Origin of the sequence: Photobacterium aquimaris, assembly GCF_002954455.1 — a bacterium.
In the GTDB taxonomy this organism is placed as follows: domain Bacteria; phylum Pseudomonadota; class Gammaproteobacteria; order Enterobacterales; family Vibrionaceae; genus Photobacterium; species Photobacterium aquimaris.
In genome coordinates, this window is the sequence record NZ_MSCC01000002.1 from 936,656 (window position 1) to 952,186 (window position 15,531).

Sequence of the window (15,531 nt, forward strand, 5' to 3'; positions counted from 1 at the left end):
CGCGAATAAACGAGAAAGAATATGAGCAAAATTGATGATGTAAAAAAAGAATTAGTTAAAAACGATCTCTTCTATCACGATAGCGAAAATAACTATGTTCGACTACTTGATACGCCCAATGTATGGGGTATGCCTTTTGGCCCTGAGATTATGCCTCGTGCATACGAACGCCAAGCTGAATTTGAACGAGCTGTCGTTGAAATTATTCAAAAATCACGTTACCGCTGTGATCTTTCATCGCTAAACAGTCCAGATCCAGATTGGGGAAAACCAATCTTAGGTGCTATTGATACCTCTCTATCAACCAAAATGGGTCGCACAGAGCCGACACAATTTCGTTTCCTATTTGGGCAAACACCTCTATACCCTATTTATAAGCCTGGCAATCTGGTTGATTTTCAAGATGCATTAAAGCGTCTAGTAGAAGAGCGTTCAGCGCATTGGGAAGTAATGCCTGAATTTATTATTGGTCGTTTTTATGAACGTACTGCAGGCTCAATACAATCACTGGAAAAAAAGTTTTTACCACCTGAACTGGTATCAAGCTATGGCACAAAAATGACGTGGAATCATTCCAAAATCATTGCTGTAGATGGCGTTGAATCACTAGCTGGCGGCCATAACCTTAATATGGATTTATTTAGAAGTTACCCACCTGTTCATGATGTATCTGCCGTTGTTCATGGTGATGCAACATACGGTGCACAACTTTACCTAAATAATATGTGGACAGGTACAACAGATCTACTAACTAAAGAGTCATTTAATATTGAATCAATGACTTGGGAGCTAAAAGACTCTGATCCTGATTACCCAACTGACCCATTTGAACTAAGCTATGTTATTGATTATATGGAAGATAAGCAAGAACAGTTATTAGAGATTCATCAAACTGGCACTCAACCTGGCGTTGATCCTAAACAATCAGAGTTGGATTATTTACCGCCTGTTTTTGCTATTAAAGAATTTGATTTACGCTCTATTTCTGATCTTAAAGCGCCTGTTTTTGAAGATCGTATTATATACAACAGCTATGAGAACCTTGATAAATATAAGAGTGCAAGCCGTATTCTTACTGTTGGTAAGTACTGGACAGGCTTAAATCGTAGCACTGACTTTAAGATTGGTTCTGAAATCATGAAGAAAAACTTGATCTTAAATGCCAAAAAAGTGGTTCGCATGTCACAACAAGACATTATCAGTGCATGGAAAAAGAACTGGAAAGATCACTCTGTTGCTCAATGGATCATTGAAGCATTACTTAAAAATGAAGATTTACAAGTTCAAGTTGTTGTTTCTGCACTTGACGCAGGTGCTGGTGCTGCAGGTGACCAATACTCTTTTGGTTCAGGAGCAATTAGAACTTTTGGTCTACTTAAATACTATATGACGCATGATGTCGCGACAGATAAGTTACTAGATGATACTGATGGCAAACGAGCGAATGCACTAAATCGACTTTTTGTTGCACCATTCACATTTACAGATAAAGTACCTGAAGGTGACTTTATTGAAGGTAAAACATATAAATGGCCGAAATTACCACCAGAAGGCCGAACCTCCACGTTAAAACAGCCGCCATTATCAGAAAAACCGCCACACCATGGCATTATTGGTCACCCATTCTATGCAACTATTAACGCAAGTGGATTCTTCTACGATCGTGTTGATTGTGCTCCCGGTAACCATGCAAAAATCATGATTGTCGATGACGAAGTGTGCATCATTGGTTCGGATAATCTATACCCAGGCAACCTCTCAGAGTTTAACAATCTCATGGAAGGTGACTTTGTAGATGAACTATTAAATGAATATTGGAATCCATTATGGAAATATTCATCTCCACATGCCTACACGGGTAATAATTCATAAACATTAAATAATATAATAAGTAGTCAATTTATTTGACTACTTATTATTAAAATCAATAAAATACTCCCATATCTGAAAAATTACTATTCACACAAATACATCGCGTTAATCATCATTTCAGTTTATAAAAGCATTTTTACGAGATGAACTATCGTGTCTTTCTTACTCGCTTTGATTTTCTCCCTTTCATCGAATCTCGATAATTTCGTTATTGGCCTGACTTATGGCGTAAAAAATGAAAGGATCCCACTGGTTTCTAATGCCATTATTGCTTTTATTACGTCAGTCGTTACTTTGATCTCGATGCTTAGTGGCCAGTTAGTAACTCAACTAGTACCTCATAAAGTATCAAATGAACTAGGCTCTGTTATTTTTATTTTAATGGGTACATGGTTTATCTGTGCAGACATGCTAAAAAAGCAACAACAGAAGCAAGAAAAAACAAAAACAGCCCTTAATTTCAAAGGTGCTGTAATGCTAGGTTTATTACTATCAATTAATAATATTGGTGTTGGTATATTAGGCAGTATTACTCACCTTAATATTTATCTCGTTGTCGCTTTAACCTTTATTACCGGTATGATGTTAACGTATGCAGGTAATCATATTGGTGACAGTATAATAGGCAAGATAGTCGGAAAATATAATGATTTAATCTCCGGCGGGTTACTTATTCTATTAGGAATTTTATCTTTATTCTTTTCGTTTTAAACCAAGACCACTTGCAAAACATGAAACCCAGCTTTACCTCATAAAATAAAGATCTGGGCTTCTATGTTTTTAAATTATAACGAAATCTGCCAACGCTTAAGTGGTTCAGTATGGTTTATACCAATACGTCCCCAACGATCAATACTATCAATGACCATCACATTGACATTTTTTGGCAATATAGCTTGTTGAGATGATGTCAGTTTTTTAGTTGTTAACAGCCATAAACTATCATCGTCAGCTAATAAGCTAGCGAGTTTATTCTTATCTGCTGCAGTCCATTCTAATTCCGGTGTTGTTAAACGATCGACAACAAACAATTGGTTACCAGAAGCAAAATCTTCAAGCTCATGAGAAAGCAAAACAACTGAATCAACCCCCGCTTCCATCAATATTTGCTGTTGTTTATTAATCAACTGACGCACATCATTCATTAATTGTTGTTGATTTTTTTCTATTTGTTGTGCTTTTTCAGGCCATAAGCGTTGTAAATCATCGCTAACAATTGCCGCCATACGACTAAGATTAGTTGGGTTTAACCATGAATAAATTGAGGTTGAACCATCTCCTAAACGCAATGCTGCAACACCTTGTGCCCGCGGTGAAATTGCTTGTGATGCATCAATCTCAACTATTTTAATATTACCTTGGCGAGCATTAACATACAGTGGGTCCTGCGGCCAAATAGCCCCTAATGTTATTACAGCTTGCGCTTTCTTGCTAGCCTCTTTTGTTACCTTGTCACCTTTTGATGCAAACCAATTCGGTAATCGTGACACGCCATAACGCTTAGGCGGTAAATACTCCGTCGTTAGGCCAGTATTATATGTTAGCTCTGTTGCCAGCATATAAGTAACCGGTGTTGCGGTTAAAATATCTTGCGCTTGAACAACACTAGTATAGCTCCATCCTATTGCGATCATTGCAGCAGTGCACAGTGATTTTCTCAAAAAGCTTAGCGGTTGTTGCTGAATATAACTCATGGGGATTCCTTAAAAAATACAGCGACTACCCTTTACGAACAATGCGGTAACAGGTGGCAATTAAAAAGAAAATAGCAGAAACAATAATAATCGCGGCTCCCGAAGGAACTGGCAGTTTAAGCTCCATTGGTAATACCGTACCAACAACACAACTGATGGTAGCCAATAACGCTGATAGCAATACAAAACTGCCCATATTTTTAGTTAATAGGCGAGCTGTAGCCCCAGGAATAAGCAATAAAGCACCAACTAACACAGCACCGACAATCTTAACCGAGGCTATAGTGACCAGCGTAATCATCATCACAAACAAATAGTCATAAAAGTTGGTTTTATAACCGCGAACACGCGCTATATCAGGACTAATACAAGTTAATAAAATGCGGTTAAAAGTCGGTATTAACAGCACAATAATCAAGCTACAGCTTATTGCTAATACCCATAGATCTTGATCAGTAACCGTAAGAATCGAGCCAAAAAGTACGTTTTCTAGCATGTGAATATTAATTTTACGGGCTACATACATTAATAATGCCGCGCCTACCGCTAATGCCAAGGCAAGAAACACACCTACAAGCGTATCGTAAGGCACATTGGTTCGATTACGAACAAAATGCAGTAGCAACGCAAAAATCATGCAAAAGCTAAATAATCCAATAAACGGATTTTCAGGCGGCTCACCTAAGAGTACCCCCAAAGCAATTCCAGTTAAGGCGGCATGCCCTACGGCCTCTGAGAAAAAAGCCAAACGCTTAGCAATCACTAATGTTCCTAGCCCACCTAATAATGGACCTAATAACAGTGCCGCAACAATGGCATTCACCATGAAGGCATATGAAAAGCTATCACTTAAAAAACCTGCATCAACGCCTAATTGTGCCCAATGACGTAATAATTCCATTACGCGACCTCATGTTGCTTCGCCGCAATCGGCGCATGGCTGTAGTGATTAAATAAACGCTCAATTTTTTCAGGAATCAACACCTCTGAGTGATGACCTGAATCGACAAGAATACGATTAACAACATGGACTTGTGCATCCAATCGACGCACAGCAGTTACATCATGGTGTACTGCTAATACTGTTTTACCTTGGGCGACAAACTCATGAATCAATGATTCTAAATAACGTACACCTTGTTCATCCATACCAGTGGTTGGTTCATCAAGCACCAGTAAATCTGGGTTATCTAATAATGCTTGAGCAAACAATACGCGTTGCTGCTCACCACCAGATAATTGTCCCATACGACGATCAGCACGATTAGCCATGCCCACACGCTCAAGTTGAGTTAAAGCAAAGGCTTTATCTTGCTGTCGTTTACGCCAAAATAGCGGTGAACGCGTTAAGTTAAGTAAAATAAAGTCCATCACGGTTAACGGCAGACTTTGTTCAAACATGGCTTTTTGAGGTACATAACCCACTGAGCCCGGTTTGCCGTTATTAACCTCATCGTTCCATAAAATATCAATCTGGCCCTTAAATGGTGTTAAACCAAGAATAGAACGTAATAGCGATGTTTTGCCGCCGCCATTAGGCCCCATAATCACATGGCACTTACCTGCTTCAAAGCTATGATTTATATTAGATAAAATGTGGTTTTCACCGTATTGCAACTCAAGGTTTGCAATCTCAATTTGTGGACCAACACTCATGCTTGATCCTTCTTGGCAGCAAATTGCATTGCTTCAACTAGTGTGTCTAAATTTTGCTGCATTTCAATTTCGACTTTTTTAGCATCATATTGACCATGCGTCATGTGTGAGAAGCGATATAACTTCACCCCTGTCGCTTTTTCAATGGTATCAACATAACGGTTAGGCATATTTAATTCATAAAACAGCACATCAATACCTGATTGCTTGATTTTCTCAATCGTGCCTTGCAGTTGGCTCGCACTTGGTTCAACACCATGAGCAGGTTCAATCACCGCAGCAACATCAACACCAAATTCTTGTAATATGTAGCCGTAAGCATTATGAGTTGTGGCAACTTTCATTCCTGCAGTATTTAAATCCCCCAGCGCTAACATTGATTTACGTTTCATTAATCGAAATTTTTTCGCATAATCACGAGCATTTTTACGGTATTGACGCGCATTGTCGGGATCAAGTTCAGCTAATTTATTGGCAATGGTATATACCTTTTGAATTGTGGTTGATAAACCAACAAAGGTATGTGGATTAACAGCTCCGTTACCAACAGACTGCCCCATAGCAGGAAGTAACGGCACATCATTATTCGCTTCAAGCACCACTAAATCATCACGGTTAGCAGCATCAATCACTTTAAGAGCAAAATCATCATGACCAATGCCATTAACAACAATAACGTCCATTTGTTTTAGACGGCGTAGATCATTAGGTTGTGGTTGATAGTTATGAGGATTAAAACCTGCATCAACTAATGGTAAAATATCAGCCTTGTCGCCCACTACCGCTTTTACATAGCTATAGTAAGGTTGCAGTGTAATACCAATAGTTAGTTTATCAGCAGCTGCACAGCTAAAACTGACCAATAATGCTGCAGCGGTTAGTGCCGTTTGAATGACTATTTTCATAATATGTTTACTTCAACGTTAGAGAAAAGAATAACCGTCAGCTATATGCCAACACCTCAATGCGTTTGAGACTGCTCATTACTGTCGTTATGAAATACAATTTGTGTCCAACCATTATCGATAAGTTGCTGAGTTTCAAATACAGTATCCTTATTGATAACTAACGGTGTCGTGTCTTGAGAAAGTGCTAACCAAATATCAGGTTCAGGGCTATTACTGTTGAGAATAACGGATGATGCACCTTGTTTTTCACGACGAATACCTTGATAAATAGCCCCATTAAGATGCTGCCATTGATGACGGCCTTTTCGCTCCCAGCTCTTATCTTCGATGAAAGGTGCAAGCCATAATTCAGATAACTCCACCATATTGGGCCAGCGATTTTGATTATCAAATTCACGATTATCTTGATTGATATTACGAATTTCTTCATGAGCAAGGCGTAACTCGGCCACCATTGCTAATTCATCATGGCTTAACTCAGTGACGGCGACTTGGTAGGTATCTAGCGGCTGTGATTGGGTTTTATCTTGATGAAAAGGTAATAACCCTGCTGCTACTAACAAAATAGTGACGATAATACCGCCAACCCATTTACCTTCTTTGCCACCATTGTCTGACGCTACAGATTGACGGATCATTTTTCGCTAATCTCAACAACATCGACTTCAACAGGGCTTTCATGGCCAGAATCAAACACTAAATAAAAATCAGTATCTGGTTTAGTAAACTCAGCAATTGAGCGTTTATCGGTGTTTACTTTGGCAATAAGATTATCGTCGTAATCATACATATTAACGTTGTAATCAACTGCTTTGCTGCCATCGCTATAGCCAGTTTCACAAGCTACTTTGTCACTTTCAAACCAACAGCTCATCAATGGGAAATGCGCTTGAGCTGCAGTTGAAAATAAGCCTAATGTTAATAACGATAACTGAATAACTGATGTCTGTTTTGTCATAACAATCTCGAACCTGCCCATATTATTGATAACTGTAATAAGTGACATATAAAGGAATAAAACGGCTGCCTTCTATCAGAAAGCAGCGCGATGGGTAGACTTACTGCAATGATGCTTCAAAGGTGATATGCACATTGACGTTCGCAGTATCAACCATTGGGTTATTGGCAATTTCACCACGGTAATTTGCTTTCATGATATAGCGGCCAGCAGTTGTAGGTGTAAAGCTCACCTTGCCATCTTTATCACTTACAACATCAATTTGCTCTTGGTGATTGCGGTATAACGTCCCTTCACGGGTCACTTCAGCAACAACCCCTGCTTGCGGCTTACCATTAAAGTAGAATTGAAAAGTAACAGGCTCACCTTCAACGATGTCAGCAGGATGAGTAATCGGCAGTAATTCTAAATATTTACCAGTAAGTTCCATCGCCTTAGTGCTTGGTTTACCGACAGTGACATAGGTTTCTGCACGGGTATAACCTACTTGAGTAATAACATCGCGAGATTTTTTAGGTAACACACTATCGCGCTCAACTTTATTGGCTGCAATCCACTTAACGGTATCGCGACGACCAGCTTTATATTGCGTGTAATATACAGGCGTTTGATTTACTTGAATTTTATGTGTACCTTGCTCTTCAAAATAGAAGTCAAAAATCGCACGGCGCTTACCACGAATAGTAAAGTTAGGACGCTCTGTACGACCATCAGGCATCACAACTTCTGCAGTTTCCGTACTTGCTGGCTTATCATAAACAAAGGTACCGTGTGACGCTGTAACATCAAAAGATAACCAATCGCCACCTTCCTTTGATACCGTAAAATGTGACGGTAACACCCAACGCGGATGCGCATTTGCCGATGTGGAAACAGCCAAGCCTGCAATAACAGCACATGCCAGAGAAAACGCTTTCATTTTATTATTTTTCATAATGTTACTATCACTCAAAGTTTGTAATTAAGTTGAATAGCACCGGTTTCTTCCGTTGGTGCAATAACATGGCTAAACGCGTTTTCGCCTAGCTCGATTTTTTGACGTAAGTAGTTTCGGCCACCGTGTTCACGTACAACTTCCACATAAAATGTGTAGTTGCCTTGTTCAACCGGTTGTCCTTTATCATTTAAGCCATCCCACACAAATTTATATTCGCCAGCAGGACGTGTTGCTGATGTAACAGCGTCAACTAACTCACGATCGTAACGGCCGACTTTGCGCCACCAGCTACGTAAATCTTTCAACCATTCATCTTTACCGACCCACAACTGCACAGTACGTACAGGTTTGCGGTTAGCATCTTCAACCCATACAGCAACATAAGGACGTGCATACATAGTGGTTTCAATCGCTGGTAGCGTGAAATTCACTTCAAGCTGAGCATTTTCAGGCACAGGTTTGGCAATCACACTCGCCAATGGTGTTAACAATAACGCGGCTAATAATGGTTTTTTTATGACGTTAAACATGGTGATAACTAACCTTAGATAAAATCAACAATCAAATACTGGCTATGGCACAGCAAAGATATAAATCAGTAAACTAATTACAGAACCGAGCCCCATCCACTTCAATGAGGTATAGAAGGTTTTCTTTTTAGGTATTAATAAGCACACGCCGGTTAATACAAACATCACCATCAATACAGCTGTAATATCAATAAACCAGCGCCAAACTTCACCACTATTACGCCCCTTATGAAGGTCATTCAGCACTGCAATCACGCCATAATGGGTACTTTCAATAGTGGTTTGCGCTGTGGTCATATCAATAAACACCGTGGCGTTATAACCAGGGCCTTTATAATCAAGTGAAATTTCACCTTCTAATAATTCATCACCATCAACATCGGTAAAAATATCAATACCAGACGGTGTACCACTTACCTCACCATACTTGGCTAAATACGCGATTAATGCTGAACGATTAGGTGCAAACGGCCCTTTATCTGAGCGCAATAACTCTGTCGGTATAATCAATTGCTGCTCAACCACATTAGGCGCTTGGCTAACAAAAAGATGAGGGCGATTTAAAGTGATTCCAGTAATAGCAAAAAATAACACCACCAGCAGCAGCGCCATTGAAATATAAATATGTAAACGGCGTGCCCATAATTGCACTGCCTTATTTTTTAACACCATTACAAACATCATGTATAAGGAACTGGAATAATGATAATTTAATTGATAATCGTTCTTATTGGCATTCAATTTACATTGTTTACGTTGGTTAGAAACGAGTTACGAAAATGCGAGGTGCGAGGTGCGACAATAATAGTAATTATAAAATATAAACCCTTAATAAAATATTATTAGGGGTTATTTATCAGCTTTAGTGTTGTTCCATGATATCTAATAACTACGACATTGCTTAAATAGATCTTGCTGAGGTTTATAAACGGAGGTTTTTACATTCATAATGCCTAGCATAGAACTAAACACATTATCTTGTGAGTAATCCCCTCTCTCAGCATTATTGGCTATATTTTCAAGACAATGGAGGTTTAGACCTCGATCTTGTATGAATGATTTGGAAAACCACATCATCATAGGAACAGTAGTTTGATATTTAGGCGCTAAGCTGTAAGGAGTGCCGTGTAAATAGAGTCCATCCTCACCTAACGATTCACCATGATCTGAAATATAAAATAAGGCTGTATTGTATTTATCACTGTAGCTTTTTAACTTATGAATCAATTGGCTAATCATATAATCAGTGTATAAAATAGTATTATCATAACTGTTAACTATTTGTTCTTGTGTGCAGTTTTCAATATCCGCTCGTTGGCAGTCTGGTTTAAAGAATGCGTGATCTTTAGGGTAACGTTTATAATATGTGGGCCCATGACTTCCCATAATATGTAGCGTAATAAACTTATTCCCTTTCATATTCGCTACATCTTGATCAAAGTTTTCTAATAACGCCATATCAAGGCATGATTCGCCATCGCATAAAGGATTGGTAGCGCTATGACTTAAGGTTATTTTTTGAATACGATCGCCAGCACCTTTATCACCACCATCATTTTCTTTCCACAACATAGAAATACCTGCGCGATGTAGAATATCAATGAATGTATCTTGATTATAAGCGATTTCTTTTTTGTAATTACGACGATCCATTGCCGAGAACATACAAGGAACCGATACAGCTGTAGCAGTACCACACGATGAAACATTTTTAAATGAAATCATATCATCAGGCTGAGTATATCGGTTTGTTGGACGAGGATAACCATTAGCTTGATAATTTTGGGAACGCGCGGTCTCCCCTAAAACAAATACAAATAAGGTCGGCTTACCGTTTGATGTTGCCGTAGTAACCAATTTAGCATCAGTACCAATTTCTTGGTAAGCAATCGGCTTCATGAAATAGGTTATATCAATATATTTAATAGCTGTATATACATAAGATGGATTGATTACACGATTAAGATATTTATTGTTACGACCAACAGACGCATAATCTTTATAGAAAAAAGCTGCAATTAAGAAAATAACAATAATAGAAGCAATAATAGATATTGCCTTATATATTATAAAATTCTTAATAAAAGATTGTTTTTTTACTTTTACACTGATGATATATAAACAAGGAATAACACCAAAAATGGTAATAGTGATAAGACCAGATAGGCTAAAATATGATGATGCTTCACCACTGTTAGTCTCAACAATATTTTCAATCATACCATAATCAAAAATAACGCCATAATGGTATGAAGCATAAGCGGTAATAGCTGAAACAAAGGTTAAAATACCAAATAAAACACGTCCAAAATATGGCCATGCAAAAAGTTGAAAAATAATATTAAGTGCTGCAATGAGAAATATAGGTAATGATATTATAAACCCTACATTCACCATTTCTAATTTTGATAGTATTTCATAAAATGTTTGCCATAATGGGATATTTAAAATAAGACCAAAATATAAAGCAATATAAAAAATTAAAATATTATAATTTATTTCTTCGTTGAAAAAAAAAGGAAGAACACTTCATTTATTTAACCTAAAATAATAATATAACTCAATAGCACGTTTTAGATGCATAAGTATACTTCTAAAATAAAACATATTAAATACCCTTATCGTCTTACTAATGATTTTTAAGTATTAAATTTCAACTTACAATAATATTTTTATTGCTATCATATGATTTTTAATCACGTCCAAAGCACCACGATAAATACTTACTAAAAGTCATATTGTTATTTTATTTTTTTACATTCTTAAAAATAAGAAAGGCGAGCTCAATGGCTCGCCTTTCAGACAACTAACAATATATCCAATAATTACTCTATTAGTTAAGCACTTGCATCCATCTTACGCATTTGAGCTAAATATTTAACCCAACTTTTCGCAGCAGAAGAAGGCTTAATATTATCGGCTTGCTTCGCATGAATAATCGCTTGTTCGAGATTATTCATTTTGTAATAAACCCGTACTTTAGCTAATTCCACTTCTGCACGTTTATCTTTACGCTTAACGCGATCTAACTCAATCAAAGCTTGTTTATAATCGCCTTCTTGAACTAATAATTGTGCTAATTGCCACCGATAATGATTATCTTTGGCTGCAACTTTGCTCCATAGCTTGATCGCTTTATTCCACTCGCGTGCCATTTGCCAATAGTTTGCTTGCTCTATCAATAATGTCTTGTCGCTATTTGCATCCTTCAACACAGCAATTTGTTCAGCTGCCCGTTCTGGAATGCCTTGTTGAGCATACAATTGGGCCAATACTTTAAGATCTTGCTGACTCAGTGCAACACCTTGATACTTAGCAAGCTTTAATGTCGCTAATGCATCGGCATTTTTCCCGGTACGCATCTGAATGCTTGCTAATTGCTGCCACCAAATTAACTTATTTGGTTCTAATGCAATTAAACGATTTAGCGTTGCCGAAGCTCCTTGCCAATGTTTCAATTGAAGCTGTGCACCTAGCTTAATTGATAATGGTGACATGCTATCTTTAACACGATAACCGTCATAACGCTTCATTGCGGTAAGCACTTGTTGCCATTGTGATTGCTGATAATGCGCTTGCGCAATGCGTAACCACAATTCAGAACCTTTTTGCTTAGCCGGAATATTTTTAGTTAACTTATAATAATGCGGTAATGCTTGGCTGTATTTGGCCTCTGAAAGCAGAATATCGGCCAACATTCGCTCTGTTGTCCAAGCTTGATCATCTTTCAACAAACCACTGTTTACTGCTTTTGTTAGCAATTTCACTGCTTGTGATGTTTTACCTTGTTGCCAATAAAACACCCCTAACATACGCTGAACATAGGCTTTATCATACGCAGCACTTGGGTTCATTTCAGCTAAGATAGCGATAGCTTGATCAAGCTTATCATTTAATTGTAAGTTATTGGCGCGCTGTACCTTATTAGCCGTTGCTTGTGATAACTGACCACCACTTGCATAAGCATAAGATAATGGCAGTGAGGCCGATAAGGTTAACGCGATAATAAAAGCGATCTTTTTCATTATTGATTCAACCTAAATTCAAGACGTACTGTCTGCCCTTGCTGCGCCATTGCAGTACCATTAACAACTTGTGGTTGGTATTTCCACTTACGTAACGCACGAATCGCTTCTTTATCAAATAAACGTCGTGGTTTAGCATCCATAACAGCAATATCAATCGGCCTACCTTGAGTATCAATGGTGAATTTAAGCACCACATAACCTTCTTTACCCTGACGCAAAGCTCGCGAAGGATAACGTGGTTCAACCCGATAAAGTGGCATAGCTTGTTGCGATTTACCTAAACCATTTCCGATCGCTGCGGCGCTACTAAAATCAGTAAATTTAGGCGCATTAACCGCTAGACCGTGAATCGATGTATCCAAATCCAAACTTGGAATTGATGCCATCGGCATTGCAGTTGATGTTGCTGCTTGTGACTGTGATGGTTGCGCTTCAGGTGGTGGCGTCGGTGTTTCTGGTGGCGGTGGAGCAACACGCTGACGACGTTGTGGCGCTTGCTCGTGTTCTACCATCACCATATTAAACGCTAACGGCGGCGCATTATCTTGTGGTTGATGATTACCGTTATCCACCATCCATGCCATTAGCGTAAACAAACCTAAAGCCATCGCCAGCGCCAATGGCAATGCCATCAATATGCGCATCATTAGTTTTTCTCCGCCGCCAGAGCTATATTCTTCACCCCTGCACCTTTTGCAGCGTCCATTACTTTAACAACCGTACCGTTATAAGCATGTTCATCAGCTTGGATCACTAAGGCTGCATCAGGCTGTTCGGTTAGCATATGTTCAAGTGTTGCCTGCACACGTTCAGCATCAACCACTCGCTTATCAATATAGATATCATTTGCTGCGGTGATCGCCACAAAAATACCAGCATCTTTTTGACTAACAACATGGCTTGCTTGAGGGCGGTTAACTTCTACTCCAGATTCACGTACAAAAGAACTAGTCACAATAAAGAAAATCAACATGATAAAAACGATATCTAACATCGAGGTTAAATCTATTTGTGCATCTTCACGCACTGACGAGCGACGACTGAGTCTCATTGCTGACTCCTTAATGATTTTTCTAATTTCAACTCACGCATTTGGCACGCTTTTGCCAATCGAGCATGAATAAACATCCCTGCTAATGCGGCTACCATACCCGCCATAGTCGGTAATGTCGCCAGTGATATCCCTGACGCCATTAATCGAGGTTGGCTACTGCCTTGGGTTGCCATAACATCAAACACAGAGATCATACCTGTCACAGTACCAAGCAATCCTAGCATTGGACAAATAGCCACTAACACTTTAATAAAATTAAGGTTTTTGTTTAATGCTATTTTTGCATCAGCTAACCAGCCATCACGAATAGCATGGGCATACCACGATTGATGATCAGCACGTGCTGCCCATAATGCTATCCAGTGTTGTCGCTGCTGTGGAAAGTAAAATGCAAGGTAAATAACTCGCTCAAAGACTAATAACCACAACACAGCAACAACCGCAGCTAACCACCACAGGATCACACCGCCTTGCGCCATAAAATGCGACAGTGAAAACCACCAGCTTTGTAATATGCTGCTATCCATTAGGCTGCCTGTTCAGTTGTCATGCCAGAATTCTTGATACCATTGTTATCATTTTTTTCGGCTTGTTCCGCTACTAAGCTAATGCCCTGCTTTTCAAGGATCATACGAATATTTTCAGCTTGAGAACTTAAAATATTATGCGCCAGTAACAGTGGCATTGCCGCAACTAAGCCTAACACTGTGGTAACCAATGCCATTGAAATACCACCGGCCATCACTTTAGGATCACCATTACCAAACTGAGTGATCACTTGGAAAGTTTCTATCATACCGGTAACTGTACCCAACAGGCCTAGCATCGGTGCCAAAGCTGCAAACAGTTTTAGCATTGATAAGCCTTTCTCTAGCCCTTGTTGCTCATCCACAATCGCTTCTAACAAACGCAGTTCTAACGCTTCAACACTGCGGCTTTGCTCTTTGTTATATACCGCAAGAACACGGCCTAAAGGGTTATTACCAGGCTTAGATGGTTGCTTCAATTGCGCTTTAATCTGTTGACGAATCAGCACCAATTTTGTGCCACGGAAAATCGCAATACCGGCACCAATAGCAAGCAACAATAGGATCACTTTACCTACAGCACCACCGGCTTGTAGGCGATCCATTAACGTCGGAGACTGTGCTAATTGCTCTAGCATCACTCCACGCGAAGGATCAACGACTAGCATTTGATTACCTGTTGATACAAGCTGATCGTAATTTGCCAATGTCGGTGCATGTTCAGGTTGCTGTAAATACGCCATAGCAACATGTTGACTGCCGTCCCAACGTAAATAACCGTTGTCGCCCACTAAACCGATGCTACCTAAACGTAATGCTTCAACGTTACTTTGCTCACCATCACCATTAATATATGGCACGCTTACTTTGGCAATTTGGCCACTAGCAACAATCTGATCTGTCATTGCTTGCCATAAGCCTTGTAGCTGTACCATTGATGGTAATGCTTTAGCGGCAACAATGTCATTTACAACGGCATTATCTTGGCTGTTATCAATCGCTGTTACGGCATGTTGCTGTTCAGATTGAACTTCTTTAGCGGTTTGACGCACTACGCCAAATAGCTCGCCTAAGCTGCCACTTTCTAAACGTAATTGTTGCTCTAGCGTTGATAAATGTTGTTCGTTAGTACTAAAGGTTGTACTTAATACCTCAGTGGCGGCTTTGAGCTTATTACGCTCAGCCACTAATGCATCATATTGTGCTTTCACCGTTTGCTGAGTATGGTTAAAACCCGCTTCACGCTGAATATTATGCTGTGTTTGCTGCTTTTGTTCTTGTTGTGCTTGTTTTACCACCGATTCTGCATTCACGGCAAATGGCATACTTGCGACACAAAGGGCAGCAACTAACGCTTTTAATTTCAT

17 protein-coding genes are annotated in these 15,531 nt (G+C 39.2%); 2 read left to right on the forward strand and 15 right to left on the reverse strand.

Going from position 1 to position 15,531, the window contains the following annotated elements:
* Nucleotides 1-21: 21 nt before the first annotated feature.
* Both BTN98_RS14930 and BTN98_RS14935 read left to right on the forward strand, forming a co-directional pair.
* Nucleotides 22-1,872 (forward strand): phospholipase D-like domain-containing protein, encoded by a 1,851-nt coding sequence (locus BTN98_RS14930; protein ID WP_060998851.1) that lies wholly within the window; start codon nucleotides 22-24, stop codon nucleotides 1,870-1,872.
* 153 nt (nucleotides 1,873-2,025) lie between these two features.
* The gene (locus BTN98_RS14935; protein WP_060998848.1) at nucleotides 2,026-2,583 is read left to right on the forward strand and encodes a manganese efflux pump MntP; all 558 of its coding nucleotides are present in this window, start codon (nucleotides 2,026-2,028) and stop codon (nucleotides 2,581-2,583) included.
* Nucleotides 2,584-2,657: 74 nt separating this feature from the next.
* On the opposite strand, the gene BTN98_RS14940 is transcribed toward BTN98_RS14935, so the two are convergent.
* From BTN98_RS14940 to BTN98_RS15010, 15 genes are all read right to left on the reverse strand, one after another.
* The gene (locus tag BTN98_RS14940; RefSeq protein WP_060998847.1) at nucleotides 2,658-3,566 is read right to left on the reverse strand and encodes a metal ABC transporter solute-binding protein, Zn/Mn family; all 909 of its coding nucleotides are present in this window, start codon (nucleotides 3,564-3,566) and stop codon (nucleotides 2,658-2,660) included.
* A gap of 25 nt (nucleotides 3,567-3,591) precedes the next feature.
* On the reverse strand, nucleotides 3,592-4,467 hold the full coding sequence (locus tag BTN98_RS14945) for a metal ABC transporter permease (RefSeq protein ID WP_060998844.1): 876 nt from the start codon (nucleotides 4,465-4,467) through the stop codon (nucleotides 3,592-3,594).
* Complete coding sequence (locus tag BTN98_RS14950; RefSeq protein WP_060998842.1) at nucleotides 4,467-5,222, reverse strand: metal ABC transporter ATP-binding protein; 756 nt, start codon at nucleotides 5,220-5,222, stop codon at nucleotides 4,467-4,469. Before BTN98_RS14950 ends, BTN98_RS14945 begins: the two co-directional genes overlap by 1 nt.
* Nucleotides 5,219-6,127 carry a metal ABC transporter solute-binding protein, Zn/Mn family gene (locus tag BTN98_RS14955; protein ID WP_060998840.1) on the reverse strand — a complete coding sequence of 303 codons (909 nt, stop codon included), beginning with the start codon at nucleotides 6,125-6,127 and terminating at the stop codon, nucleotides 5,219-5,221. The genes BTN98_RS14950 and BTN98_RS14955 overlap by 4 nt, the downstream gene beginning before the upstream one ends.
* A 56-nt stretch (nucleotides 6,128-6,183) precedes the next feature.
* Nucleotides 6,184-6,768, reverse strand: a complete 585-nt coding sequence (locus BTN98_RS14960) for a DUF6162 family protein (protein WP_060998839.1) — start codon at nucleotides 6,766-6,768, stop codon at nucleotides 6,184-6,186.
* Nucleotides 6,765-7,088: a hypothetical protein gene (locus BTN98_RS14965; RefSeq protein ID WP_060998917.1), complete on the reverse strand. Its 324-nt coding sequence runs from the start codon at nucleotides 7,086-7,088 to the stop codon at nucleotides 6,765-6,767. The genes BTN98_RS14960 and BTN98_RS14965 overlap by 4 nt, the downstream gene beginning before the upstream one ends.
* Nucleotides 7,089-7,188: 100 nt before the next feature.
* Nucleotides 7,189-8,025 carry a DUF4198 domain-containing protein gene (locus BTN98_RS14970; protein ID WP_197432884.1) on the reverse strand — a complete coding sequence of 279 codons (837 nt, stop codon included), beginning with the start codon at nucleotides 8,023-8,025 and terminating at the stop codon, nucleotides 7,189-7,191.
* An 11-nt stretch (nucleotides 8,026-8,036) separates the two neighbouring features.
* Complete coding sequence (locus BTN98_RS14975) at nucleotides 8,037-8,555, reverse strand: DUF2271 domain-containing protein (RefSeq protein WP_060998835.1); 519 nt, start codon at nucleotides 8,553-8,555, stop codon at nucleotides 8,037-8,039.
* A 42-nt stretch (nucleotides 8,556-8,597) separates the two neighbouring features.
* A complete protein-coding gene (locus tag BTN98_RS14980; protein ID WP_060998834.1) occupies nucleotides 8,598-9,227 on the reverse strand; it encodes a PepSY-associated TM helix domain-containing protein in 630 nt (209 codons plus the stop codon).
* A 210-nt stretch (nucleotides 9,228-9,437) separates the two neighbouring features.
* On the reverse strand, nucleotides 9,438-11,054 hold the full coding sequence (locus tag BTN98_RS14985) for a phosphoethanolamine transferase (protein ID WP_105030029.1): 1,617 nt from the start codon (nucleotides 11,052-11,054) through the stop codon (nucleotides 9,438-9,440).
* 338 nt (nucleotides 11,055-11,392) lie between these two features.
* Complete coding sequence (locus tag BTN98_RS14990) at nucleotides 11,393-12,580, reverse strand: tetratricopeptide repeat protein (RefSeq protein WP_060998830.1); 1,188 nt, start codon at nucleotides 12,578-12,580, stop codon at nucleotides 11,393-11,395.
* Nucleotides 12,580-13,230, reverse strand: a complete 651-nt coding sequence (locus BTN98_RS14995; protein WP_060998828.1) for an energy transducer TonB — start codon at nucleotides 13,228-13,230, stop codon at nucleotides 12,580-12,582. The genes BTN98_RS14990 and BTN98_RS14995 overlap by 1 nt, the downstream gene beginning before the upstream one ends.
* A complete protein-coding gene (locus tag BTN98_RS15000; protein WP_036789967.1) occupies nucleotides 13,230-13,634 on the reverse strand; it encodes an ExbD/TolR family protein in 405 nt (134 codons plus the stop codon). The genes BTN98_RS14995 and BTN98_RS15000 overlap by 1 nt, the downstream gene beginning before the upstream one ends.
* Nucleotides 13,631-14,164 carry a MotA/TolQ/ExbB proton channel family protein gene (locus BTN98_RS15005; RefSeq protein ID WP_060998826.1) on the reverse strand — a complete coding sequence of 178 codons (534 nt, stop codon included), beginning with the start codon at nucleotides 14,162-14,164 and terminating at the stop codon, nucleotides 13,631-13,633. The genes BTN98_RS15000 and BTN98_RS15005 overlap by 4 nt, the downstream gene beginning before the upstream one ends.
* Nucleotides 14,164-15,531, reverse strand: a complete 1,368-nt coding sequence (locus BTN98_RS15010) for a MotA/TolQ/ExbB proton channel family protein (RefSeq protein WP_060998824.1) — start codon at nucleotides 15,529-15,531, stop codon at nucleotides 14,164-14,166. Before BTN98_RS15010 ends, BTN98_RS15005 begins: the two co-directional genes overlap by 1 nt.